General features: G+C 47.9%; 20 protein-coding genes. 14 read left to right on the top strand and 6 right to left on the bottom strand.

Annotated features, from left to right (window positions below; genetic code table 11):
- The first annotated feature begins 27 nt into the window (after positions 1 to 27).
- The 6 genes from accD (at position 28) to V7051_RS18815 (ending at position 6544) form a co-directional block, all read left to right on the top strand.
- Positions 28 to 996: an acetyl-CoA carboxylase, carboxyltransferase subunit beta gene (gene accD / locus V7051_RS18840; protein ID WP_333877662.1), complete on the top strand. Its 969-nt coding sequence runs from the start codon at positions 28 to 30 to the stop codon at positions 994 to 996.
- 15 nt (positions 997 to 1011) lie between these two features.
- Positions 1012 to 2283, top strand: coding sequence for a bifunctional tetrahydrofolate synthase/dihydrofolate synthase (gene folC, locus V7051_RS18835; RefSeq protein WP_333877641.1), 1272 nt, complete (start codon positions 1012 to 1014; stop codon positions 2281 to 2283).
- A gap of 9 nt (positions 2284 to 2292) precedes the next feature.
- A complete protein-coding gene (locus tag V7051_RS18830; RefSeq protein ID WP_333877639.1) occupies positions 2293 to 3240 on the top strand; it encodes an SPOR domain-containing protein in 948 nt (315 codons plus the stop codon).
- Between the two features lie 16 nt (positions 3241 to 3256).
- Complete coding sequence (locus V7051_RS18825) at positions 3257 to 3748, top strand: CvpA family protein (RefSeq protein WP_333877637.1); 492 nt, start codon at positions 3257 to 3259, stop codon at positions 3746 to 3748.
- 42 nt (positions 3749 to 3790) lie between these two features.
- Positions 3791 to 5299: an amidophosphoribosyltransferase gene (purF, locus tag V7051_RS18820; RefSeq protein WP_333877636.1), complete on the top strand. Its 1509-nt coding sequence runs from the start codon at positions 3791 to 3793 to the stop codon at positions 5297 to 5299.
- 63 nt (positions 5300 to 5362) lie between these two features.
- A complete protein-coding gene (locus V7051_RS18815; protein WP_333877635.1) occupies positions 5363 to 6544 on the top strand; it encodes an O-succinylhomoserine sulfhydrylase in 1182 nt (393 codons plus the stop codon).
- Between the two features lie 94 nt (positions 6545 to 6638).
- Here the strand turns inward: V7051_RS18815 and grxC are convergent, their stop codons facing one another.
- Positions 6639 to 6896, bottom strand: coding sequence for a glutaredoxin 3 (gene grxC, locus V7051_RS18810; RefSeq protein ID WP_333877633.1), 258 nt, complete (start codon positions 6894 to 6896; stop codon positions 6639 to 6641).
- 40 nt (positions 6897 to 6936) lie between these two features.
- Positions 6937 to 7587, bottom strand: coding sequence for a class II aldolase/adducin family protein (locus V7051_RS18805; protein WP_333877631.1), 651 nt, complete (start codon positions 7585 to 7587; stop codon positions 6937 to 6939).
- 210 nt (positions 7588 to 7797) lie between these two features.
- Here V7051_RS18805 and nrdR point away from each other — a divergent pair, with 210 nt between their 5' ends.
- The 8 genes from nrdR to V7051_RS18765 all read left to right on the top strand — a co-directional run bounded on the left by nrdR (position 7798) and on the right by V7051_RS18765 (position 13760).
- A complete protein-coding gene (gene nrdR, locus V7051_RS18800; RefSeq protein ID WP_333877660.1) occupies positions 7798 to 8298 on the top strand; it encodes a transcriptional regulator NrdR in 501 nt (166 codons plus the stop codon).
- Positions 8298 to 9383 (top strand): bifunctional diaminohydroxyphosphoribosylaminopyrimidine deaminase/5-amino-6-(5-phosphoribosylamino)uracil reductase RibD, encoded by a 1086-nt coding sequence (gene ribD, locus V7051_RS18795; protein WP_333877630.1) that lies wholly within the window; start codon positions 8298 to 8300, stop codon positions 9381 to 9383. Before nrdR ends, ribD begins: the two co-directional genes overlap by 1 nt.
- Before the next feature lie 41 nt (positions 9384 to 9424).
- On the top strand, positions 9425 to 10081 hold the full coding sequence (locus V7051_RS18790; RefSeq protein WP_333877628.1) for a riboflavin synthase: 657 nt from the start codon (positions 9425 to 9427) through the stop codon (positions 10079 to 10081).
- 15 nt (positions 10082 to 10096) lie between these two features.
- The gene (gene ribBA / locus V7051_RS18785) at positions 10097 to 11200 is read left to right on the top strand and encodes a bifunctional 3,4-dihydroxy-2-butanone-4-phosphate synthase/GTP cyclohydrolase II (protein WP_333877626.1); all 1104 of its coding nucleotides are present in this window, start codon (positions 10097 to 10099) and stop codon (positions 11198 to 11200) included.
- 50 nt (positions 11201 to 11250) lie between these two features.
- Entirely contained in the window at positions 11251 to 11727 is a 477-nt protein-coding gene (gene ribH / locus V7051_RS18780; protein WP_333877624.1) for a 6,7-dimethyl-8-ribityllumazine synthase, read from the top strand.
- A complete protein-coding gene (gene nusB / locus V7051_RS18775) occupies positions 11727 to 12164 on the top strand; it encodes a transcription antitermination factor NusB (RefSeq protein WP_333877622.1) in 438 nt (145 codons plus the stop codon). Before ribH ends, nusB begins: the two co-directional genes overlap by 1 nt.
- Before the next feature lie 170 nt (positions 12165 to 12334).
- Positions 12335 to 13270, top strand: a complete 936-nt coding sequence (gene thiL / locus V7051_RS18770; RefSeq protein WP_333877658.1) for a thiamine-phosphate kinase — start codon at positions 12335 to 12337, stop codon at positions 13268 to 13270.
- Positions 13254 to 13760: a phosphatidylglycerophosphatase A family protein gene (locus V7051_RS18765; protein ID WP_333877621.1), complete on the top strand. Its 507-nt coding sequence runs from the start codon at positions 13254 to 13256 to the stop codon at positions 13758 to 13760. Before thiL ends, V7051_RS18765 begins: the two co-directional genes overlap by 17 nt.
- Positions 13761 to 13794: 34 nt before the next feature.
- On the opposite strand, the gene V7051_RS18760 is transcribed toward V7051_RS18765, so the two are convergent.
- From V7051_RS18760 to V7051_RS18745, 4 genes are all read right to left on the bottom strand, one after another.
- Positions 13795 to 16104, bottom strand: coding sequence for a SpoIIE family protein phosphatase (locus tag V7051_RS18760; RefSeq protein ID WP_333877619.1), 2310 nt, complete (start codon positions 16102 to 16104; stop codon positions 13795 to 13797).
- A gap of 495 nt (positions 16105 to 16599) precedes the next feature.
- On the bottom strand, positions 16600 to 18198 hold the full coding sequence (locus V7051_RS18755; RefSeq protein WP_333877618.1) for a ShlB/FhaC/HecB family hemolysin secretion/activation protein: 1599 nt from the start codon (positions 18196 to 18198) through the stop codon (positions 16600 to 16602).
- A gap of 72 nt (positions 18199 to 18270) precedes the next feature.
- Positions 18271 to 19662: a FecR family protein gene (locus V7051_RS18750; RefSeq protein WP_333877616.1), complete on the bottom strand. Its 1392-nt coding sequence runs from the start codon at positions 19660 to 19662 to the stop codon at positions 18271 to 18273.
- Positions 19659 to 26627 carry an MBG domain-containing protein gene (locus V7051_RS18745; protein WP_334168764.1) on the bottom strand — a complete coding sequence of 2323 codons (6969 nt, stop codon included), beginning with the start codon at positions 26625 to 26627 and terminating at the stop codon, positions 19659 to 19661. Before V7051_RS18745 ends, V7051_RS18750 begins: the two co-directional genes overlap by 4 nt.
- Between the last annotated feature and the right edge of the window lie 104 nt (positions 26628 to 26731).

Raw genomic sequence — 26731 nt, 5'->3', positions numbered from 1 at the left:
AAACACGATGATGAAATACGATGGGGCATACGAATGAGTTGGTTTGAGAAGTTAATCCCTTCAACAATTAGAACCGAAGGGTCGAATAAAAAAGGCGCTGTGCCTGAAGGATTGTGGAATAAGTGCCCTAGCTGTAATGCAATTCTTTATAACACGGAGTTGGAAAGGAATTTCAGTGTTTGTCCAAAATGCGATCATCACATGCGCATTTCGGCCAGAACGCGGTTGAATATGTTTCTGGACGAAGGCGGTCATGAAGAGATAGGCAAAAATGTTAAGCCTGTCGATCCGTTACGATTCAAAGACAGTAAAAAATATAAAGACCGTATTACCCAGGCGCAAAAACAGAGTAAAGAAAATGATGCGTTGGTGGTAATGAAAGGTCAGTTAAAAGGCCGGGATATTGTTGCAGCCGCGTTTGATTTCGGTTTTATGGGCGGCTCGATGGGTTCGGTGGTTGGCGAAAAGTTTGTTCGCGGCGTCAACAAAAGCCTGGAATTGGGCGTGCCTTTTATTGTGTTTACGGCCAGTGGTGGGGCGCGTATGCAGGAGTCGTTGTTTTCGTTGTTTCAGATGGCAAAAACCAGTGCTGCACTAACGAAACTGTCCGATGCAGGCCTTCCGTATATTTCGTTTATGACCGATCCGACCATGGGCGGCGTTTCAGCCAGCTTGGCTATGTTGGGCGACATTAATGTTGCCGAACCCAATGCCTTAATCGGTTTTGCGGGTCCCCGTGTCATAGAGCAAACCGTCCGGGAAAAGTTGCCGGAAGGCTTTCAGCGAAGCGAGTTTTTACAGGAGCATGGCGCTATCGACATGATTATCGATAGACGTGAGATGCGCGATAAAATAGCCGGTATTTTAGCTTTGCTGATGGCAAGTAGAGATAAAACGCCTTTCAGTCTTGTTTTGCCCAAAGTGGATGCTGAAGGCGCAAGGGGATCTGAAGTCGAAGCGGATGATGTTGAACATCGCCCGGATCAGGAAGACTGATTTTAATACCGGTTAATGATACGTTTTGATTCGCTACAGGATTGGCTGAAGTGGCAGGAAAGCTTACATCCTTTAGTAATTGATTTGGGGTTGGAGCGGGCGGCACAGGTTTTTCGTGCGCTTAACCCTGATTATGTCAAACCTCCAACCATTACTGTTGCCGGAACCAATGGCAAAGGCTCGTCTGTTGCTTATCTTGAGTCAATTTATACGGCGCAAGGCTATCGGGTAGGCGCTTATACGTCGCCACATATTCTGAAATATAATGAAAGAATAAAAATCGACGGCAAACCGGTATCGGATGACGAAATCTGTGAGGCCTTTGCAAGAATAGAGTCGGTACGAGGCAATACCTCATTAAGCTATTTTGAATTTGGCACTCTGGCGGCATTGGATATTTTTCAGCGAGCCGGCGTCGATGTTCAATTGCTTGAAGTGGGATTGGGCGGACGATTGGATGCCGTCAATATTGTCGATCCCGATGTCGCATTGATCACCAGTATCAGTATTGATCATATTGAATGGCTGGGCGGTACACGAGAAGCTATTGGACGGGAAAAAGCGGGTATTTTTCGCACATCCATTCCCGCTATCACAGGCGATCCGGAACCCCCGGAATCATTAATGCAAAGCGCTATTGAACGGCATGCCTTACTGTATTGTATCGGTAAAGATTTTGGTTATAAAAAACGGGCAACCGGATGGGATTGGTTCTTTGCCGACCGGCAGATGCTACAATTACCTGAACCGGGTTTAAAAGGGGAACACCAGTTTCGCAATGCATCCTCTGTCATTCTAGCGGTGACAAAAATGGCGGAAGCCTTGCCGGTAACGGAAGCATCCATTAAACAGGGATTGGAAAATGCCCATTTAGCCGGGCGGTTTCAATTGATTGATGGCGACGTTCCCGTGCTGCTGGACGTGGGGCATAATCCCCAAGCAGTCAGGACACTGGCCGATTACGTGACGACTGTTTTCCCTGGCAGGCGTATTCATGCGGTTTTTTCAATGATGAAAGACAAGGATATCGCCGGTGTTCTTGAAATTATGAATTTTGCGGTTTACGACTGGTTTTTTGCACCGTTGGCAAATCCTAGAGCGGCTCCGGAGTCCGTTATGCGTGAGATTTTTTCGCAAAGTTCGGTGGCCAATGTATCTTTTGGTTTTGCCGACTTTACTGAAGCATTTTCTGCGGCAAAGAGTCAGTCGCAAAAAGGTGATCTGTTATTGGTTTTTGGATCTTTTTTTTTGGTATCTGAGTGCTTGATTGAATTTGAGAATAAGTGAGTAGACGAAATGGATCATGAATTAAAACAACGTTTAATTGGCGCCGTCGTTGTTACGGCGCTATGTGCTATTTTTATCCCGATGCTGTTCGATGATCCCGTCGATAATAGCGGTCAGTTAGTCAGTGAGTTGAATATTCCAGCTCCAGTTGAATCAGGCGCAAATACAGCCGACAAATTGCCGACCAGCGCCGAACAGGTTTCAAAGTTGCCGGATTCTGAGTCTTTATCAACCGAAGCCGCCGGCGATACGCTTGAAAGTACCGGGGCGGCAGAAGAAATCATCGATGAACCTGCGGCCGGTCAGTCGAAACAGGGACGTTCCGAAGAGTCGTTGTATGCCGAATCTGAAGGCTATACCCGCGAGAATGCTAATGCGGAAGAGGCCGTCGAACCTGACGATAACCAGCCAAAGCCGAAGCCGAAGCTAAAACAAGCTCCTGTAGATCAGTCTTTATCAGCCGATGCGGCGGCAGACGGCATCCGCAAAAGTATGGTTCCCAAAGCACCCGTCAGAGAGCCCCATGTGGAAACAATGGCTAAAGAACCTGTAAAGGTTAAGAAAGCCGTAGAGCCGGTACGGCCGGCGGTTAAAAAGCCCGAAATCGAATCACCGGCAAGTATTTTAGGACAACCGATCCTTAAACAGCCTAATAGCGCCAAGAGTCTGGCGGCGGCTGTTGCGGATGCAAAAAAACCGGCAGTTGCACCGAAAACGAATACTAAATTAGTGCGTTGGTATATTCAATTAGGTAGCTTTAGTAAAAAAGAAAATGCAATGTCTCTTTGGGAGAGTTTGCATGAACAAGGCTTGCCCGCCTCATTGGATACCGTTCAGACAGATAAAGGAATTTCATACCGGCTTCGTGTAGGACCAGAACTTGACGGAAAAAAGGCGGCCGCGATGAAAGCAAGACTGGATAAACAGAACATAAAGGCAATCCTGATTTCCGAGTAATGCGCTTGATAACAGTATGATCTGGATAGACTTCACCCTTGCCGGGCTTATTTTTATTTTCTTGGTAATCGGACTGCTGCGCGGATTTAATAAGGAAGTTTTTTCATTGGTATTCTGGGTGTTGGCAATCTGGGTGGGTCTAATGTTCAGTCGTGAATTTTCCTTTTTTCTGGAATCGACTATCCGCTATCCGGCAGTCAGAATAGCGGCATCTTTTATGGCTTTGTGTGCAATCACGCTGAGTCTTGGCGGTTTTATCGGTTTTCTATTGAATATACTGGCAAAGAAAACCGGCTTAACTTTTATGGAGCGTTTCGGCGGGATGATTTTTGGCGTTGTTCGCGGTCTGATTGTTGTTACTGTCGTTGTCATACTGGCGGGACTCACGCCATTACCTAAAGATTCCTGGTGGACAGAATCAACATTGATTCCACCTTTTCAGTTGCTCGCTACATGGTTGCGAGATCATTTTTCGCCAGGCATGGCGGAATACATCAGTTATCGTTAATTTTTTCGTTAATCGCTACAAAACAATTCAGGTTAAAAAATAATGTGTGGTATTGCTGCTATCGTTTCACATCAAACTGTCAATCAAGAGTTATATGATGCCCTGACAGTTTTGCAACATAGAGGTCAGGATGCCGCCGGCATTGTGACTTGTGAGGCCGGACGCTTACATTTACGCAAGGAAAACGGTTTAGCCCGTGATGTTTTTACCAATGCCCAGATGTTGAGATTGAAAGGCAATATGGGTATTGCTCACGTGCGTTATCCAACGGCGGGATGCACCAGTTCAGCAGAAGCGCAACCTTTCTATGTAAACTCTCCTTTTGGTTTGACGCTTGCGCATAACGGCAATTTGACCAATACCGAAGAGTTAAAAAAAGCACTGTTTGTAGAAGATCAGCGCCATATCAATACTGACTCCGACTCTGAAGTTTTGTTGAATGTTTTTGCCCACGAATTGCAGGCTTTGGGTAAATTGGATTTGAGCGTGGACGATGTTTTTCAGGCGGTATCCGGTGTGCATCGCCGTTGTCGCGGCGCTTATGCCGTTGTTATTATGATTGCAGGATTCGGGATTTTAGGTTTTAGGGATCCACATGGTATTCGGCCGATCGTGTTCGGCGAAAGAAAAACCGAGCAAGGTCCGGAATTCATGATTGCATCCGAAAGTGTTGCTCTGGATGTACTGGGCTTTGAGCTTATTCGAGATATTGAACCCGGCGAAGCGGTGTTTATAGAGGCATCAGGCGTATTGCACACCAAACAATGTGCTGAGAGAACGGACCATTGTCCGTGTATTTTCGAGTATGTTTACTTTGCCAGACCGGATTCAATTATTGATAATATTTCGGTTTATAAAGCGCGTTTGCGTATGGGCGAAAAATTAGCCAAAAAAGTGCAGAGAGACTGGCCCGATCATGATATTGATGTGGTTATTCCTATCCCCGATACCAGCAGGACGGCGGCTTTGCAAATGGCAAATCTTCTGGGCGTAAAGTACCGTGAAGGTTTTATAAAAAATCGTTATATCGGCCGGACGTTTATCATGCCGGGCCAAAAAATGAGGGAAAAATCGGTCAGGCAAAAGTTAAACGCGATCAGCCTTGAGTTTGAAGGCAAAAATGTCTTGCTGGTCGATGATTCGATTGTCAGGGGCACAACATCCGAGCAGATTATCCAGATGGCCAGGGATGCCGGGGCTAAAAAAGTGTATTTTGCCTCTGCTGCGCCCCCGGTTCGTTATCCCAATGTTTATGGCATTGATATGCCTGCCGCTAATGAATTGATTGCCCATGATCGTACTGAAGACGAGGTGTGCGTTGCAATCGGCGCAGACCGGGTGATTTACCAGGAGTTAAATGATCTGATCGATGCGGTTCGTAAAGGTAATCTGGATATCGGTCACTTCGACACCTCTTGCTTTAGTAAAGAATATATCACCGGTGATATTGACGATGAGTATCTGGAGCGAACTGAAGCGTTGCGCAATGACAGCGCACAAGCGTCAAGGAACTCGGAAAACTTCATGATCGGAATGCAAAACGGCGATTAAGATTCAAGCTGGAAGAAGAGAATTACAGACATTTTTTAGTAAATAAATACGTTTAATAAAGCGATGAAAGACATTAACTGGAACGACTACACTCTGGAAACCCAAGCAATAAGAGCGGGGCATCAACGTACTCATGAAGATGAGCACAGCATCCCGATTTTTGCCACATCGAGTTATGTGTTTAAGAGTGCGGAAGATGCCGCTTTGCGCTTTAGCGGGCAGAAACCCGGTAACATTTACTCCCGTTTTAATAACCCGACAGTTACCGCTTTTCAGGAGCGGCTGGCGTTAATGGAGAAAGGTGAGCGCTGTCTGGCATTTTCATCCGGTATGGCGGCCATTATGGCGGTCGGTATGGGCTTGCTTAAAGCCGGCGATCATGTGGTCTGTTCGCGCGGCGTATTCGGCAATACCGTGTTGATGTTCCAGAATTATTTCGGAAAATTCGGAGTCGAAACCGATTTTGTCGATTTGATCAATGCCGCGGCCTGGGAGTCGGCGATTAAACCGAACACCCGGTTTTTATTTCTGGAAACACCATCTAATCCATTGACTGAAATTGCCGATATTTCGGTGCTTGCAGACATAGCTCATAAGCACGGCTGTTTGCTGATTGTTGACAATTGCTTTTGTACGCCCGTGTTGCAAAAGCCTTTGGAATTAGGTGCGGATATTGTTGTTCATTCGGCAACCAAGTACATAGACGGGCAGGGCCGTTGTGTCGGCGGCGCTGTCGTTGCCAATGAAGAGATTATAGAAAAGCATATTTACCCTTATCTTCGCACCGGCGGCGCGACCATGAGCCCTTTTAACGCCTGGGTATTTTTGTCCGGTTTGGAAACGTTGGCGGTCAGGATGAAAGCACATTGTAACAATGCCTTCGAATTGGCCAAGTGGCTGGAGCAGCAGGCCGGTATAGCCAAAGTGCATTATCCCGGTTTGCCGTCCCATGCGCAGCATGAGTTGGCCAAGCGTCAGCAAAATTATTTCGGCGGTATAGTCAGTTTTGAATTGAGCGGCGGCAAAGAACACGCCTGGAAGTTGATCGACGCCACTGAAATGCTGTCAATTACCGCAAATCTGGGCGATGTCAAAACCACCATCACCCATCCGGCAACCACCACGCATGGTCGATTAACGCCGGAAGTCAGAGCGGCCGCCGGCATTAAGGATGGCTTGGTCAGGGTTTCAGTAGGATTGGAAAATGTTGAAGATATTAAAAAGGATATTTTAAGAGGTTTGTAATTCTACAAGTCCAAAAGCCTTTTTTATCCTCATATTATTTTAGATCTGTCATTGCGATTTCTGCCCGGATATCGCAATGACAAAGGATTGTGGTCTATGCAGCTGCCAGTAAATCATCCAGTTTTTTTTGTTGATCCAGCGCATATAGCTCGTCAAAACCGCCGACATGATAATCACCGATATATATCTGGGGAACTGTCCGGCGATTTGTTTTAAGCATCATTTCTTCTCTTAAGCCGGGTTCGGCGTCCACATTAATTTCTGTATAGGAAACTCCTTTTTTGTTTAGCAGGCGCTTAGCCATCATGCAATAAGGGCAAATATTGGTAGTGTAAATTTGTATTTCCGGCATATTTTATTTATTAAGGATTGCTAATGTAGAATTGGGCATTCTATCGGGTATCGCGTTGTTGTTCAATGGCGATAGCAAGCGATAAATATTTGATCAGTTCCCAAGCCGTATCCTGAATGTTTCTGCCGAAAGCCACCACTCCGTCTTCGTGTCCCAGCATGGTAAATAATGAGTTCTGCGACAGCTTGCCGGACTGAAACAATTGCTCAACAGCCGTTGCCATTTCAACGGTGCCGTAGGGGACATCGGCGCTAGTATGCGGAAGCCCAAGCGCTGCGGTATGCTTCCAAATTTCTGGGCTGTGGGCATGAATAACGGCCTGAATAGCATTGTCCTGGGCGTAAATGCTGGCGTGGGTCAGGGATTCGGAAGAAGGCTTGCATAGCCCGCAAGAATGAAGCCGGTTTTGGTGAGGTTCGGCGTTGACGATAAGACAATAATGTTCCGGACTGAGGTGTTCAATATGTCCGGTTTGAGTGCCGCTGATAATAAATCGAGCGCTGTGAGCATCGATTCTTTGGCTGATATTGCCGAATCCGATATTGTTGTAACGTTCAGGAGTTTGTCCGATAAGATCAAGCCGGACCGCAATAGTGCGCCAGGCATTGATTTCGGTTATTGATAACAGATGGTTAATAGACTGTTGCGTATGATTTAGCTGGTATTTGATGACACCTTCTTGTTCTTCCATTTGGCAGGATCGTAGGCAATGTGGTTGAGTGGATATGAATGTGGCTAGAGTATAGTTTACAAAAATAAAATACAGATAAAATGCAGAGTGTTATAAAATTAACGGTTTACAAATTTGAAGACCGATTTTGCCGTGACTGCACCCCGGCAGCCGTCGGTATTTCCTCCATCTATGGAGGTCATCGGTAACAAAAAAAACAGTGGCTTAACTATGCGATGTCCGTTTTGTGGGGCGCAAGATACGCGGGTTCTTGATTCCAGATTGGCAAATGAAGGTGATCAGGTTCGCCGTCGACGAGAATGTAATGTTTGTAAAGAACGATTTACGACGCACGAGGTGGCTGATACACATTGTCCCAGCATCATTAAACGCGACGGCGTACGCGAGCCTTTCGAGGAAAATAAGCTGCGTTCCGGTATGCTCAGGGCACTGGAAAAGCGGCCGGTAAGTAGTGATGATATTGAAGCCGCGATCAATCGAATAAAAAGCGAGTTGCGGGCGTCGGGCGAGCGGGAAATATCGGCGCAGGAGTTGGGCGAAAAGGTCATGAAAGAGTTAAGCCTATTGGATCATGTGGCTTTTGTGCGCTTTGCCTCGGTTTATCGAAGCTTTCAGGATGTCAGTGAGTTCACCGACATGATTGAAGATTTACGAACGACCGCCAAAAATGATGGAAGCGTCGCAACCACGGAACCGGGGCGACAAAAATAATGTCAGCGCAGCGCGATGCTTTTTATATGGCGCAAGCCATTTCCCTGGCGAAAAAAGGTCGCTATACGACTGATCCTAATCCCCGTGTAGGTTGTGTTTTAGTCAGGGATAATACAGTCATTGGCCAGGGCTGGCACGCTAAAGCCGGTCAAGGTCATGCGGAAGTTGAAGCGTTAAAAAATGTGCCTGATGCTAAAGGCGCAACCGCCTATGTAACGTTGGAGCCTTGCAGTCACCAGGGCAGAACACCACCTTGTTGCGATGCATTGATAAAGGCCGGAGTCAGCCGGGTTGTTGCTGCGATGCAAGACCCAAACCCTAAGGTGTCAGGCAGTGGGCTGGAAAAGCTCAATGCGGCAGGGATTGAAGTGAATTGCGGCGTATTACAGGAAGATGCACAGGCATTAAATCGGGGATTTATCAAAAGGATGATTGATAATCGTCCGTTTATACGCAGCAAGCTGGCGATGAGCCTGGATGGACGCACCGCGATGGCATCGGGTGAAAGCAAATGGATTACCTCAAATGAGGCCAGAGCCGATGTGCATAAGTTAAGAGCCGAGAGTTCGGCGATTTTAACAGGCATCAATACAGTACTGACTGATGATCCGGCGCTAAATGCCCGCATAGACGAGGATGTTTTGCAGCCGGTCAGGGTGGTGCTGGATACGCATCTGAACATGCCGGTTAACGCACAGATGGCTAAACTGCCGGGACGAAGCCTGATTTTAACCTGTGCGCAAGATCAGCAAAAGCAACAAAAGCTGGAACAGGTTGGATTCGAAGTTTATCAATTGTCCGGCAAAAACGGACGCCTTGATCTATATGCGGTGATGGCTTTTTTAGCGGAGCAGCAAATCAACGAATTGCTGGTTGAGGCGGGTTCCGTACTTAATGGCGCTTTATTGGCCGAAGGTTTGGTCGATGAGTATGTCATCTATATGGCACCCTGTATATTGGGCGATCAAGGACGCGGATTATTTAACCTGCCGGGCTTACAAAAGATGGCTGATAAAAGGCAGTTAAAACTGCGCGATATCAGACAGATCGGACAGGATTTAAGATTAACTTACACACCATTGTAGCGGCGATTTTAGTCGCCCCTACAACTAAATATAGGCCATCCATGTTTACAGGCATCATCTTGGCAGTGGGCAAAATATCAGCGATCGAACAGAAAGCCGGCGATTGCCGCTTAACCATAGCAACCGGAAAATTATCGTTACATGATGTCGTGCTTGGCGACAGCATTGCCGTCAACGGCGTGTGCCTGACTGCAGTGGAGCTGGGCAAAGATTATTTTTGCGCCGATGTTTCGAATGAAACCTTGTCCAGAACTATCTTAAATACTGCAACCGTGGGCACACCGGTCAATCTGGAGCTGGCGTTAACACCGACAACCCGGCTGGGCGGGCATATCGTCAGCGGTCATGTCGATGGTATCGGTGCGGTAACTGAAAAAAAAGCGGACGGCCGTTCGTTCCGGTTTAAATTTAAAGCCCCTGATAATCTGGCTAAATATATTGCAGAAAAAGGTTCCATTTGCATCAACGGCATCAGCTTGACCGTCAATGAAGTCGATGGCGCCGTGTTCAGCGTCAATATTGTGCCGCACACACTCAAAGAGACTACGTTGGGTGACGCGACGGTCGGAACTAAAGTCAATCTGGAAGTGGATTTGCTGGCCCGCTATCTGGAGCGTTTAATCAAGGGTGATGCGGCGGCTAAAAGTTGCGGCGGCGTCACAGAAGAACTATTGCAAAAAAGCGGTTTTTTCGGCTAACAGCCTAAAGGTAAAATGAATACAATCGAAGAAATTATAGAAGATTTACGCTTAGGCAAAATGGTCATCATTATGGATGATGAAGACCGTGAAAACGAAGGCGATCTGGTCATGGCGGCTTCATTCACTCGCCCCGAGGATGTTAATTTTATGGCGCGTTACGGTCGAGGCTTGATTTGTTTGACCTTGACCGGCGAGCGTTGCCAGCAATTACGTTTACCGTTGATGGTCAATGAGAACAAAACCGCCCATTCAACCAACTTTACCGTGTCTATCGAAGCGGCAACCGGCGTCACAACCGGCATTTCGGCAGCGGACCGGGCGCGGACCATTCAATGCGCGGTAGCAGCGGATGCCAGGGCCGATGACCTGGTGCAGCCGGGACATATCTTCCCGTTAATGGCGCAATCCGGCGGGGTATTAAATCGTGCCGGGCATACCGAAGCCGGTTGCGATTTAGCCAAGCTTGCAGGCGTCGAACCGGCGGCTGTTATCGTTGAGATACTCAATGAAGACGGTTCAATGGCAAGAAGGCCTGATCTGGAGATATTCGCCAAGCAGCATGACCTTAAAATCGGCACTATCGCCGATTTAATCCATTACCGTATTCAGCATGAAAATACTCTGGAACGCATCAGCGAGTGCGCTTATCCTACCGAATTCGGCGAGTTCAGGCTTTATGCTTATCAGGACAGGAATGACAATAACCTGCACTTGGCGCTGGTTATGGGCCATGTTTCCGGAGAAGAGCCTGTTTTAGTCAGGGTTCATGCGCGGAATTTGCTGGATGATCTGTTTTCATCCAAGCGTAGCGATTGCAGCGTTCCATTGCGTACGGCCATGCAAAAAATAGCTGAAGCAGGGCGCGGAGTATTGGTCGTTATCCGGCAAAGCGAGGACAATAAATCGCTGGCGGAACTGATACACCATTACCAATTGGAAGATCACGGCATTGTCAGTGCAGCACAGGCTATCGGCGCTGTAGATTGGCGCACCACCGGCACCGGCGCCAGAATACTGGCCGATTTGGGAGTACACAAACTAAAGGTTTTAGGTACCCAGAAAAAGTATGTCGCATTGTCCGGATTTGATTTGGAAGTCGCCGAGCATGTGGGCTGAATAAGTTAGCCCGACAACATAATAAGTTAATCACACAGTAGAGAAACATCATGTCCACATTAAAAACCTTTGAAGGGAATTTACTCGTTCAAGGCGGAAAATTCTGCATCGTAGCCTCCCGGTTTAACAGTTTCATTGTTGAGCAATTAGAAGCCGGTGCGATTGACGCGCTGGTGCGCCACGGGGCTAATAAAGCCGACATTCACCTGGTTAAGGCTCCCGGTGCTTTTGAGCTGCCGATGGTCGTGCAACGCGTGGCGGCGGCTAAAAAATACGACGCGATTATCGCATTAGGCGCAGTGATTCGCGGCGGTACGCCGCATTTTGAATATGTCGCCGGTGAGTGCGTTAAAGGCTTGGCGCAAGTTTCTTTGCAATATAATGTGCCGGTCAGTTTTGGCGTTTTAACCGTTGACAGTATTGAGCAGGCGATAGAACGTGCCGGTACCAAAGCCGGCAATAAGGGCGCGGAAGCGGCACTGTCCGCTATTGAAATGGTAAGTTTGTTTAATAACCTGGAAATCTGATGAGTCAAGCTAGAACCAATGCCCGAAAAGCGGCTGTACAGGCATTGTATCAATGGCAGATGGCCGGTCAGAACCTGAGTGAGATTGAACGGCAGTTTCTGGAAGAAGAGCGCTTGAAAGACGCTCAGAAAAGTTATTTTGTCGAGCTGTTTTACGGCGTGCCTAAAAATCTGGATGCGATCGATAAAGCGTTGTCGGAATTTGTAGATCGTCCTGTTGATACGATTGATCCGGTTGAAAGGGCGATTTTAAGAATCGGTGCGTACGAGTTGTTGCATCGATTGGATATGCCGTACCGGGTTGTTTTGAATGAAAGTATTAATCTCGCCAAGTATTTTGGCGCAGACGGTAGTCATAAGTATGTTAACGGCATACTGGATAAGGTCGCGCAGCAAAAAAGAACGATGGAAATTAAGACTAAGGCGCAAGGTAAATAGCTCGAAAGCTCTCAGCTCACTACGAAGACACGATGAACACGAAGTGATTCTGTTTCTGTAAGTGGTTGGCGAAGTTTGTTGATTATTTATAGTTCCCACGCTCCAGCGTTGCCGAGAACGTTACTAACTGCATTCCACGCTGGAGCGTGGGAATGATGTCTGCCACAACGATGCCACTCTCTGAATTTACCCTAATCCAGCGTTTTTTCACCCAGCAGCGGGTCACAAATCCATCAACGCGTTTGGGCATAGGCGATGATTGCGCGTTGCTATCTATTCCGGATGGTTATGAATTGGCCGTGACCACCGATACCATGGTGGAAAATGTGCATTTTTTTGCCGGAACCGACCCGGAACTGTTGGGACATAAATTGCTGGCTGTTAATTTGAGCGATCTTGCCGCGATGGGTGCAAAACCGGTTTCAGTGACACTGGCATTAACCCTGCCTAGCGTTGATGAAAACTGGCTGACTGCTTTTGCCAAAGGTTTTTTAAATTTGGCTGAACGGTATTCAGTGGATTTGATTGGCGGCGATACAACTTCCGGTCCTTTGACTTTGACCGTTCAGGCCTTGGGTTTAGTGCCGAAAGGTCGGGGGCTGAGGCGCTCAGCAGCTCGCCCCGGCGATCTTATTTATATGACCGGCTATTTGGGCGATGCGGGGCTGGGTTTAAAAATAAATCAAGGTTATGTTTGTACTGATCCCGAGGCGGCTTTGACTCGATTTAACCGTCCGGAGCCGCAAATAGAAGCAGGGCAGGGCTTACTCGGTATTGCCAATGCTTGTATCGACTTATCGGACGGTTTGGCCGGTGATCTGGGTCATATTCTTGAGCAAAGCCATGTAGGCGCTTGCCTTGATTGGGACGCGTTGCCATTGTCAAAAGCGGTGCAAGCTTACATAAACGATACCGGCGACTGGTCTATGCCGTTGACTGCAGGGGACGACTACGAGCTGTGTTTTACCGTAAGCCCAGAGCGAGCCGGGCAGTTGACCATAGCGGCTACCAAAATCGGCATCATTGAGTCCCAGCCTGGTTTGCGTTTGAATAAATCGGGCCACATCCAACCATTAGAGGTAAAAGGCTTTGAGCATTTTTCTTAATACCCAATTGGGTAAAAATAAGCTGACACCCAAGCAGATACTGTCCGACCCCATTCTGTTTCTGGCTTTCGGTTTCGGTTCCGGTCTGGCAAAAAAAGCTCCCGGCACCTTTGGTACATTGGCGGCTATCCCGGTTTATTGGCTATTTGCACAAGCCAATTTGTTCGTTTATAGCCTGTTGACGTTGATTGTAACGGTTGCCGGAATCTGGATTTGCGATATAGCCGCTAAAAAGCTGGATGAACATGATTTCGGCGGCATCGTTTGGGATGAGATTGCCGGTTACCTGATAACCCTATGGCTGGTTCCTTTCAGCTGGCAGGCTATAGCGTTGGGTTTTATCTTGTTCAGGTTCTTCGACATACTCAAACCGTGGCCGATTAAGTGGATTGACCGGCAAGTGCATGGCGGTCTGGGGATTATGCTGGATGATGTGTTGGCGGGGGTGTTTGCAGGTGGTTTATTGTTAGGTTTTTCAAGCTATTTCTAAACACTGTTAACAAAGACGGTCATTTCATAAACTACTAATGCCGCTTAAAGATCATTAAAGTAATATCATCGTTAAAAGACTCACTGCGGCAAAATTGTTTTAGCTGTTCCAGCAATATTTCAATAATGACCTGCGGGGGATATTGGGCGTGTTGAATAAGAAAGTCATTGACGCGCTTTAGTCCGAAGAACTCGCCATTGGCATTTTCCGCTTCGGTCAAGCCGTCGGTATACAGCAGGATTAGCTCGCCTTCAGATAGCGTGGTGGTTTTTTCTTCAAAAATCACATTTTTGTTTACACCCAGTATTAATCCGTCTGCGTCCAGTTGCCTGCATTCCGTGTGGGAAGAATTGAGTAACAACGGAGGGGGATGGCCCGCATTGGCAAAGCTCAGTTGGTGATTGGTAATGTTGTATTGCAAATAAAACAGGGTAATGAAATAGTCTGATTTATCCAGATCCTCAAAAAGAAAATTATTGAGTACTTTGAGCGTTTCTGCGGGCGTAGCCGAGATATTTGCCTGCGTTCGAATGGCGCTACGGGTCTCCACCATAAATAGGGCGGGGCCGATTGAATGACCGGAAACATCGGCAATAATCATGTCCAAATAGTCTTCATTGCGATAAAAATAATCAAAATAATCGCCGCCGACTTGGTCGGCCGGTAAGCAATAACCAGTGATTTCAAAATGATTGGACTTGATGGGGGCCGAAGGCGAGAGAGATGCCTGAATGCGTTGGGCAATCTTGATTTCACTTTGAGCAATGGCCAGATTGATCTGCGCTTGGCGAATTGCCGCTTCGGTAGCTTTTCGTGTGGTAATGTCTACGATGGTGCTCAGTATCAGCGTTTCTTCTTTGCTATCGATCAGGCTGAGGCCTATTTCAACCGGAAATTCAGTTCCGTCTTTGCGTAATCCGTAGAGGTCTTGACCCGCTCCCATAGGCCTGGATACAGGGGCGGCGAGATAGGCTTGGCGAAAACCGAAATGCGCGCGACGAAAGCGCTTGGGCACTAATATTTCTACCGGTTGCCCAATTAATTCAGAGCGTAGGTAACCAAAAAATGTCTCTGTTTGCGAATTGACCATCTCAATATTCCCCGACTTGTTTATCATAACAATCGCATTGGGCGCCGATTCCACAGCTTGCCGGAAGCGATGCTCCAAGCGCTTACGCTCGGTGATGTCGTGGATAAAGCCGCTGAATATATAAGCATCGCCCAGCTTTAATGGTGAGATGCTAAGTTCAACCGGGAATTCAGTGCCGTCGCGGCGAATAGCGGTTTGCTCAATCAACCGGTTCAATAACGGGCCGGAACCGGTGCGTAAAAAGCGTTTCAATCCTTGTCGATGCGCATCGCGTTGTGCAGGTGGAATAATCAACTCATTAAGATGCTGGCCGATGGCTTCATCCTTAGTCCAGCCGAACATTCTTTCTGCCGGGTGATTCCAATCGGTAACAATACCGTAAGAGTTCATAATCACGATAGCGCTCAAGGAGCTTTCAATAATAAGGCGGGTACGTTTTTCACTTTCGATGAGCGCATCCTGGAAATGTATTCTGGCGGTAATATCCCGATCGACCCCTCGCCATTTAAGTAATTTTCCAGCGGCGTTGATAATGGGTAATCCGGTCGATTCGGTCAATATCCGGCGGCCGTCTTTGTGCCGATAGTGAGACAATAATGCATAAAAAGGCTGATGACTGGTTGTGTATCGCTTCTGTCCTTCTTTATCCTGAGGTGTCAAGAATTCGGTATAGTGCTTGCCAAGTACTTCATCCGGTCTATAACCCAGTATTTGGCTAACAGCAGCACTGCTATAGCTATAGTATCCATTAGGATCCTGTTCCCATAACCATTCACCGGCCATTTCCGCCAGCTGTCGAAAACGTTCTTCGCTTTCGGTGAATGCCGATTCTATATTAAAGTCTTTGGCGGCCCTTTCGACTTCGCTCAGGATAGGCTTGTCCTGAATCAATAAAACGATATCGGTGCTATTGGGCGTTGTGCCGGATAAGATTGAAAGCGAGACTGATACCTGGATTTTGTTATTTGTCTTGGTAACTATCTCACCGGCAAAGCTTGGCGCTCCCAGTTCACTTTCTTTGCCTACATCCCTGTAGGTAGCGGTATTTTTGTCAACTATCCCGGCAAGGGCTGCCTGCCACAACGCCTTGTCGTTTCCGGCAGCGTAGATAAGGTCAACTGGCCGACCTATGAGTTCTTTCTCTGTGTAACCCAATAACGTAGCGGCGGAGAGAGTGAGCTGTTTAATGCGCAGTGCGGCATCATTTGGATGAACCTGCCCAATTACAATGATGTAAGGGGTGAGCTGATGCATGTTTTTTAGTCGAAGAAACCAAGAAAATTCCTACAGGGATATAGTAAAGGGCGTGAGTGCGACGATATGGCATCATCAAAAGTAGGTGCTGCAAAGGAGCGGCAGCCTTTAGGCTCGTATTTGACCGCGAGGGCTAAGTTGATCAATTTAAATGAGTTCATCGTCCGTTCACCTGAATAGCTGCTAAAAAATAGAAACAAGGTACTCACTCTGGGTAAGTCAACACTGTTTTGATGATAAAAAACCCAACATCATTTAGCAATCTATATTTAATGGCGTGTTATATGAAAGATGGCTGATTGGCTGGTTTAGACCTGTGTTTTAAAAGCCAAAGCCCAGTTAATTTTGATGCTGTCACGTTTGGGACATTATGCTATCGATCCACTCAGCCATTGTAAGTTGGGTGGGTAGTTTGGCGAGTGCCGCATTGCAAGCTTCTGGTGCGTTTGATCAGGAGGCTATCTTAACCGGCAGTGGTAGTGCGAGGTTCCATCATCAATACTTAAAGACAATATTGGCATGGATGCGATTGTTGCCGGCTTGAGTAGTTCCGTTTGCAACGGTGTCCAACGCGGTGGCGAAAGCAATATTGCCCATGAAGTAGTCACGCCATTGATAGCGCGCCCCGATTCCCGTACCGCTCAGATTCCAGTCCTTGGTTTGTCCCGGCGACGTGCTTTGCAGGCGGCCATGGCCATAATCATAAAAGGCAAACAGGTTGATTTTTTGCCAAGCAGGCGTGGTTAGTTCGAATTTTACTATTTCGCCACTATCCGCACCGGTTTCCCGTTGCTCATAACCTCTGACATCGAAGCTGCCGCCAAGGCCGAGTTGTTCTCCGGCGATCAGCGGATTATGACTCTGTTGTCCGGTCAGGCTGGTTTGTACCAGCCAGTCTTTAACATAGACCGAAAAATTACTGCCGTAGCGGATTAAATCCCAGTTTTGCTTGGCATTCAGGCGGGCCGTTTGATAATGCGCCTGGGTATTATGTCCGCCGAAGTCGGTATTGCCTACCCACTGTACGTAATAGCCGGTATGGGTGTTTTGCCACGGATATTCGCCTTTGTAAAGGATGCTGAACGGCGCACTGCGGACATTGGAGCCGACCTGCGTATTTTGAAATTGAATATCATTGATGAAGTAGCGATTATCGATGCCGACATCCAGGCTATGTTCGTATTTCCCGAGCTTGGGCAAAAACTGTTGATAATGGATGCCATACATTTCCCCCGACCCGGTCACCGTTAGATCAGTGGCCACAGTGCCGGTATTCACCGAGGAGTTGGCGTAATAGGCGCTCAGCCAGCCTTTAAGTTGGTAGATGGGCAGACTGTAACTGGCACCGTATTGTTGCACGCTATCGGCGTGATCAGGGGAGGTCGAGTAACTACCGTTTAGGATATGATCCAATCCCCACAGGTTGCTGTATTGCAGTGCGCCAGTCAAGCGGTAATCGCCTGAACTGGGTGTGCCGTAATTATTGGCAATTAAAGACGCTTGATAAGGGCGGCGTTCGGATACGGTAATATTGGCATCCAGTTTGTCGGGCGTTTGACTGGATTTAAAGGTGACTTGGACTTGTTTTGACGGATGTTTATTGGCCACTTTAATTGCTTCGGCCAAGTCCTGGGTATTAGGCGATTCAGGCTTAGTAAGGACGGGTAAACTGGCAATGATATTGTTCCGGGTAAAGTAATTATTACCGGTCACGTCGATCTCGCCCAAGGTAAAGGAGATAACTTGCAATTTTACATCGCCTGTACCTAGCGTTTGTGGCGGCACTATAACTCGATAAAACGGATAGCCCTGTTCACGAATAATCAGCTCAAGTGCCCTGCTGACTTCCTGCAGCTCTTTAAGCGTATATAACCGGTTTTGTAATGGTTTAAAGTAGTCGTCAATGAAGGTTTGAGAAAGTGGCGACAAACCCTCAACCGAAAAACGGTTAACATTAAACTTGAATTCCTGCGGCGCAGCGGCTAAACAAAGCGCCTGAGGGGTTAGGTACAAGCTGGCAGTGACTAAGGCCGACCTGATCAAGCAAGTAGTAAGGCAATGAATTCTTTTATTCATTTTTTGTTGTTTTTTCATGAATTTTTACGTTGTTTAGCCGAAATATTCCAGCATCAGCAGATGGAGACGTTGCAGGGTAACGCCTCCACATTAACAACCATCGAGTGAGTTATCAGCACCGCCGTCAAATGAACCTGTGTTGCCTGACGGATTATTGCCGGGAGTCGTGCCAGCACCTGATTGACTGCTTGATGTCGTTGTTTTTCCATCTGAGCCTGTAGATCCAGTTTCACCTTCATTTACGGTTGTGGTGCCTGTATTAGAGGTGGAATCAATGGTAGCTCCGCCTTTGGTCACATTAACCGATGTATCTCCTTTTGCAGGAGGCTTTTCCTCAAACACTTTCTTGGGGTCAGATTTATCACTATCCGGTCTGGGGGGATCATTGGGCTTAGTGACAGACGGTGGTGTGGTGTATATCTCCGGCGTTGCATCTGGATTGGGCATGGAGAGGGTTTGCCCCTCCGGCACATCATATTCTACATTATCCTTAGTTTTTACAAAGGTTGCATCTTTCCAAGTCGATTGGCTAAGATTCGATCCGTCTGTATCTGTGTCGGCGCCTGAGCCTCTTATACCGATAGTAGCGACTGGTGTGTCCAAGGAATAGGCACTATGATCATTTTTGCCGATACTGCCGGTTAGCGCTCGCAGTCCACCGGTTGCTAAGCGCAGTAAAACCTGGTCTTTTTTATCTTTAATCTGATAATTATATTGTTTAATCTCCATTTCGCTGTCGGCTTTCAGTGTAATTTTTTGACCGTCAGGAAATACAAGAAGCGCATAACTATCCTTTTCACTAGAAACGGAGTCTGAGTTATATAAGGATTTACCCAGCGACAAAGGGCGTTCTTTTGCATTTTTATCGGCGCGGTTTATGGCGCTTACCATACCTTTAATGTCAACTACGCGAGCGACTATGCTTTGCTCGGTTCTTACCGCATTGGCAGCAGCTTCTTTTTTTCCTCTTTCTTCGCAATCCTTGTCACAAATACCTACAGAAAACTCCGATTTTTCGGAGTTGGGTTTAATAGTGGCTGTAGGCGTTTTTATTTGAAAGTTTTCAGGATTACCTTTGGCGATATCACCGGTACTGGCATTAACTCCGCCCTCATATAATGTCAATTGTGCAGTTTTATTGGCAGATTGGCTGTCAAAATGATCAATACTAAAGTTACTGTTTGGGCGTACAGTAACTTTAGAGCCATCGGTAAATTCGACAATTACGAAGCTGCGCTCGGTAGTCTGTATGTTGTCGCCCTGAAAAATCTCGGTATCTTTACCCAGAATTCGAGGTGCCGCCCCTGGTTGTTGGGCGGCATTACTGCCTTTTACAAAACTGATATGTCCAACGACTTGGGGGGCCGCATAGACGGGCAACGCAACAATTAATAAACATACCCATAAGCCATAACTTTTAACGCGCTGAGCTAGTTGAAGAGGCAAGGTGGTTCTACAGGAAGAGAATGAATGGATTATCATTTAGTGCACTCTTTAGCGTTTTTGCCTTTTCCTGTTTTGGAGTCTGAAGATCCGTTAGTGCTTACAGTACTTCCAGAGTTTCCGGTACTTTCATTGCTATTATTGCTTTCCGACCCAAGGGATGATGGCTGCCCCTGCTGAGTCGTTGTACCCACTACCACAGCAGTAACTTTTTCTATGGATTCGGTTACGGTACCACTAACCTTCTCGGTTGGAGGAAGATTAATAGTAAAATCAGCATCAATATAGCTGATGCTGTAATTGCTGTTGGCCAAGCTACCTTGATGAATGTCATAAGGGCCACCAGCGACAGTTTCACCGGCGTCTCGTGTCAGTGCACCGGTCAATACCGAAGACGATTCCCCATTGACAAAACCCGTGGCAATGTAAGTAAACACTGGGTCAGAGTCACCATAGGTTTTGCTCAGGTTGTCAGCCGTGATGGTCAACAGAGCTGGATTGATGGTCAGTATACTGCCGCTGTAACTGATGCTGTAATTGCTATTGGCCGACAGGCTGCCTTGATTAATAGTATAGGGACCTTCAGCGACAGTTTCACCGGCTGTTCGTGCCAATATGCCTGTCAATACTGAAGCGGGCTCTCCGTTGACAAAACCTGTGGCGGTATAAGTAAACATTGGATCTGGTTCACCGTAGGTTTTGTTGGCGGCAATAGCTGTAACGTCTAAGGGGCGAGGAGTAACGGAAAGTTGGCCGTCTATACCGACAAAAGTGTAGTTACTGCTGGTAATTTTCGGTGTGATCGCGTAAATACCTACATTGGCGAAGGGATTTGCCAATGTAGAGTAGGTTAGCCCGATGGAGCTCAGTGTGTCACCCTTGACCAGCCCACCCGATATAAAGCTGCCGGTAAAAACAGGGTTGGCGTCGCCATAAACCCGTATGGCATTATCTGCCTTAACACTAAGGAGCTGTGCGGGAGTAATGGTAAACATCGCGCCGGTATAGTTGATGTTGTAATTGCTGCCGCTCAGGCTGCCTTGATGAATGGCATAGGGGCCGCCGGCAACGGTTTCACCGGCTGCCCGTGTCAGCGCGCCGGTCAACACCGAAGACGATTCTCCGTTGACAAAACCCGAGGCGTTGTAAGTCAGCACCGGGTCGATGTCACCGTAGGTTTTGCTGAGACTGTTCGCCGTGATACTTAATACGGCGGGATTAATGGTTAAGTTTCCGTTTGTCGCGCTAGTAATCGTGTAGTTAGTGCCCGCGCTGGCTGCCGATGCGTTAATCACGTAACTGCCTACTCCGGAGCTACGGTCGGCCGTGGTGCTGAGTCCGGTGATGATCAGGCTGGTATCGTCGTATTTTAATCCGGTCACGCTGGCTGTCAGTGTGGGATTCACATCGCCATAAGTTTTGCTGAGGTTGTTGGCGGTGATCGATAAAACGGCGGGGTTAATCGTAAAGGTGGCGCCGGTATAGTTGATGTTGTAATTGCTGCCGCTCAGGCTGCCTTGATGAATGGCATAGGGGCCGCCGGCAACGGTTTCACCGGCTGCCCGTGTCAGCGCGCCGGTCAACACCGAAGACGATTCTCCGTTGACAAAACCCGAGGCGTTGTAAGTCAGCACCGGGTCGATGTCACCGTAGGTTTTGCTGAGACTGTTCGCCGTGATACTTAATACGGCGGGATTAATGGTTAAGGAGCCACTGGTATAGCTAATGTCATAGCCTTGTTGGCTGGAATAGAGGCCGGAAGGCGTGATGGAATAGCTACCTGCGTTGATGGCACCTTGCGCAGAGCCACTATAGGAAAAAATACCGAGGAGAGTGGCTTCGGCAATTGAGTACGTTACTCCATTGCCGCCACTATAAGCCAAACCATCATAAGTTTTATTGGCGCTGCTGGCGGTAATGCTTATAGGCTTGAGGAGGCTCTTAAGTAACGGTGCTGTATAACCTTCGTACATGCGCCATATAGTACTGAAATTCCAATTGACGAAGTTCGACAGGGTTTCCATATTAGTTGTGGTCAGTCCGGTAGCGCCGCTAGTAGTGTCGCTGCCAATACCGATGGTTGGTTGCGATGAACTTTGAGTGTCCCAAAAGCTCTCAGTTACCGTTCCGTTATTAAGTCCTACCAAGCCGCCGACATACTGAGAATGAATGCCGGAGGTTACTGATCCGGTACTATAAGAATTTGTAATTGATGAGTAATTAGTTCCGACCAATCCACCTACGCCTTGGGAGTAATTTCCGGCTGAAACTGCCCCGGTGGCGTAGGAGTTGGTGATAGGCCCCGAGTTCCAACCAACGAGGCCGCCGGTTCCGTCGTTATATACACTGAAATCGCTGGTCACAGTCATAGTGCTATAGGACTGATCAAGAAGAGTGCCGCTATTATGTCCAACTAGTCCGCCGACATCACCAACGCCTATAACTGTTCCGGCACTGCTGGAGTAGATGATGGTACCGTTGTTAAGGCCTACCAAGCCGCCAATATCGTCGTCGTTGGAGGTTGAAGCGGTCTGGCCATAGACTGTCATAGCCGAAACATAGCTTGCGTCTATGCCTCCGTTGTTAAGTCCGACCAGTCCTCCGATTTCCAGGTTATTGCCTGTAACCACACCAGTCACATAGCTTTTTTTTATGTTGCCGTCATTCGAACCAACTAATCCGCCGACATCGGAATAGCCGGTGATGCTGGCGCCCGTGAGACCGACATTCTTAACTGTACTTCCCGAGCCGGTATTTCCAAAAAGACCAATATTGGAAGTTGAGGGCCGGTTGATATTAAGGCCGGAAATAGTATGCCCTTGGCCGTTAAAAGTGCCGGTAAAAACACTGATAGGCAAGAAACCTTCAGCACTGTTCCAGGCGCTGGTGCCGCCAGCAAGAATATTGTTGCTTAAGGTGTAATAGTTATTAAGCATTCCGGTACTACCGATCCCTTGCAAACCATAAACATCAGAGAGTTGGTAAGGGCTGTCGCTGCTGCCGTCTCCTCCGAGAGCGCGAATAAAGGTCCCACCGCTGATGCGGAAATCTGTAGCGGAAAAGGTGGGCAAGCTGGCATTAACTTGACTCCAGGTTCCTGAGCCAAGAGTGAAAATATTTGCATTCAATGATGTGCTTGGGGTAATTGTACCGGTGCTAGTAAGCGTAACATCACCACAGGTGCCTGATGTTGGGCATGTATTAATGCCGCTTATATTGTAATCGTGTGGTGCAATACCGCCGCTCAATTGTGCGATACTGAAATCCTGCCCATTATTAAAGGTAAAGTTTTGACCATTGGTTTTTGCGGCAAGATTGGTGACGGTATTGGCTAAAGGCAGATTCACTGTGCCGGCGGCCTTAATACCGAGATCCCGCACATTGATGGTGCCACCTTGTGTAATCCCTGCTCCGGATAACAAACCGATACGTGTGGAGCTAGCGTTGAAATCTGTGACCGAGCTGTTGCCGGAGGTGATGCCTGCTACATAGATAGCACCCGGCGCGCGGGCCGCATTGTCAGTGCCGATACCAATAGCCGAAGCCGATATTCTGTACAAGTCGGTTAGTGTTAAACAAGGGCTGGACTGGCATGTCGCTGACCCGAGCGTAATCGCCCTGCCTGAAGTATAGGGAGTCAAGCCGACATCCGAGGCGGTAACCGTACTGGTTAATGCCAATGTATCAGCGCGTAAGTCTACGTTTGCAGTACCGGCTGCAATCGGGTTACTGATTGTTAAGGTCGAGCCGGTACCGGTGTTTATTTCGATATCTTGATTATTGGTACGGATCCCGCTAATTCCAAAAAATGGACCGCCCACGTTCATATTCGATGCGCTATAAACAAAAAAGGAACCCGATCCGCTTGATCCTGGATTCAGGTCAGCAGCGAGTTGGCTTATGTTATTGCCTGAGTTGGGTAAATTAACCGGACCGATAGCTTTCAATGCCAGTGCGCCGGTAGTCGAAATCGGGCTCGATTGATTGATGCCGGAAGCATGGTCCGATTGAAGCAGGATGTTGCCATCGTTGACGCTGAGACCGTTTTGGCCGTCTACTGTAGAGACACTCACCAAGTTGGAGGAGCGATACTTGAAATTACCGCTTGTTGCAGAACCCGCTATAACACCGACCGGGTTGGCAGCCTGATCCAGTGTAACGATACCGCCCATTGCTTTTAATGCGGTCGCAGAAATAGTTTTGTTTTCATGCTGGCTGATCGTGCCTCCGTTCGTGGTGAGAGCCAGAGTAGCGGGCGCGCTGAGAGACTCGCTTATCGTAATATTGGCATTACCGGCATTCAACAATAATGTCCCAGTCAAGCCGGACCCGGATGTCAAATCGAGCTGCCCCATAACGCCCATATTTCCGGTCAATGAACTTCCACCGACAGTCAAAAGGTTGCTGGTAGTGATTGTCCTGAGTTCGGCTTCGGTCAAGCCGAGGATTCGCGCATTGATGACGCCCGAGGCATCTGTTGCACCTTGTCCTAATTCGATGATTGTTCCTATGTTGCCAGGAAGCAGTGTAACTGAGCCGCTACCTGCGTTGATGCTACTGCCGGTAAAAGACATGCCGTCAGCGGTCAATTGGATATTGCCGCCGGCGCTGCTGATCTGGGAACTGGCCGGCATATTGATTTGCGCGCTGGCACCCGTGGCGGAAATAGCAATATTGCCGCCATTGCTTGACACGGGTTCTGAAGCCACAAAGCTTACCCCGGCCGGGCCGGTGATTTCCACAGCGCCACCTGAACTGGTGATGCTTTTATTGACTCCGATAGTTCTGCTACTTACGTTCGTTAGATAGATTCCTTGACCTGTAGCCATATTTTTTACGCCGTAGCCGGTACTGCCAATATCGGAGATAGAGAAGTTAGTGCCGTCGTTGGTGATTTTGATGCTTCCCGATCCGGAATTGAGCGCATTCAGTGCATTAATATGTGTTCTGACGGGGCCTGGAGTACCCTGGCCATCAGTAATACCCCCCACAGCAATCATTTTGAGCTGATCGGCGTAGATGGTCTTGTTGGTTTGAATGTTGATTGCACCGCCAGAATTGAGGGTGACGTTACCAGCGGCGGCTGTATTTCCACGGGCATCGATATTTCCGCCTCCGAGCGACATGTAACCGCCTGAAGTTATATCGATATTCCCGCCATTACCGCTTCCGGGTGTTGTAGTAACCGCCCGAAGGACGACATTACCGCTGGCATTGACAGACACTTGACCTCCAGCCGTGGTCAGTTTCCCGACGTCTATAGTCGCAAATTGCGGACTAGTGCCTGTTCCTGTTTGCAGCGAGATTGAGCCTGTGCCTTGGGTCTTGAACTCCAGGTTTGACGAGTCGGTGCTTCCAACCAGATTTATACCTTTTAATTCGCTTCCATCGGTCGATGAATTCCGTGTTCTCATGGTGAGATTGACATTTGATGCCAAAGTCACCAAATTGGAGAATGAACCGGTTGCGTTAATATAATCAGCTGCTTCAAGAACAATATTAGTTCCAGATGCTAACCCTTCCAACTCAGATTGGTAGATATTGGATATACCAGTGTCGGAAAAAAGAACTGTTCCGTCGGTTGACGAGCCCTGGAACGTTGAGTAACCGTCGGTTGCCCCGTCTCCGCTGCCGCCGACCAAGGTAATTGTGGCCGGATCAAGAAGTAGGGTGCCGCCCTTGCCCTTATAGGCATTGACATTGACTTTGGCATGAAAATCAAGTGCCTGTCTACCGGAAGTTTCTACAAAACCGCCATTGCCTGATTGGGCGCCGCCTTTTGCTGAAATAGCGCCATACGCTTTAGTTTGCTCGTCAGCCCAAACAACGACTTTGCCGCCATCGCCATTTTTAACTGCGTCCGCCTTAATATCTGCTCCGTTAGAGAAGACAGTGCGCTTGGCGTTTTTAGTAGATGGATTGTCACCGTGATAATCGCCACCTACTAAAACTTGGCCGCCACCGTTTTGGCCGCTAGCGTCAATTTTTGCTTGATCGAGTACACCGACTCGCTCACCGAGCAATTCTATCTTACCGCCTTTGCCGGCTTGAGTTGCTTGGGCTTCTATTGCACCTTGCGCCAAGGTTGTCCCTGTTTTACTTTCTATATGTATCGTTCCCGCATCGACTTGGCTATTATTGGCCGATATTTTACTGCCCGATGCTAACGTTATATCCTGCTGTGCGACCAATCGAATATTACCCTGTGCGTCCACCTCTACACTGTCGGCATTGATTTCACCACTGTGTTTGATAGTTCCTGCAAATACATTAATTGCACCGCCTTCGGTTAATAGCTTACCCAGATTAAGTACACTGTCAGCAGGTGCCTGGATTTGAAAACGAATATCCGGACTATCCAAGCTGGTGATGGTCAGTTCTTGTCCCGCCGCCAATGTTATGGAACCACCCTCGCTTTTGATAATTCCATTGTTTTCTATATGCGGGGCAATAAGAACAATATTACCGTCTTTTCCTGCTCGAATGATGCCTTCATTAAGAATATTTCCAGCGCTGGAACCGGCCATAAAATGGTAGTTGCCATTTTGAAAATCCTGATCGCTCAGGTTAAGGCTTGAGGCAATCAGGCCTTGAGTATCAATGGTTGAGCCCGCGCCAAACACGATGCCGTTAGGGTTGATTAGAAAGACTTTGCCGTTGGAGGCCAATTGCCCCAGGATTTCACTGGGGTTCTGCCCGATAATGCGGTTGAGCACCGCGCTTTGGCCATTTTGCTGGATGAATTGGGTAAGTTCGTTTTGGGCGATGCTGAAATTTTGCCAGTTGATGATCGCATTGGGGCTGTTGGTGACAGTGGTCACACCCGGCGTAGCGGTATCGATGCTGACTTGCCCGCTGACGATTTGCGCTCCGTCCGGGTTGGCGTATGAGAAAGAAGGATAAAGTGCGGCTAAAATAGCCAGATTGAGTACACGGCGCAGAGGTAAGCTTGAGTCAAATAATGACGGGTGTCGCGCCGGCTGTTTTTTACGGTTGGGTTTCATGGTAATTAATCCACTTTAATATTTTCACTTGCCAATCCGCTGGATGCGCGCCATTTATCCACCCTACAGATTTAATGATTAACAAATATATTTTAGCATTTATA

Origin of the sequence: Methylobacter sp., from assembly GCF_036845245.1 — a bacterium.
Lineage (GTDB): Bacteria > Pseudomonadota > Gammaproteobacteria > Methylococcales > Methylomonadaceae > Methylobacter_A.
Note: the sequence above shows the minus strand (reverse complement) of the source record. Positions and strands in the feature narration are given on the sequence as shown.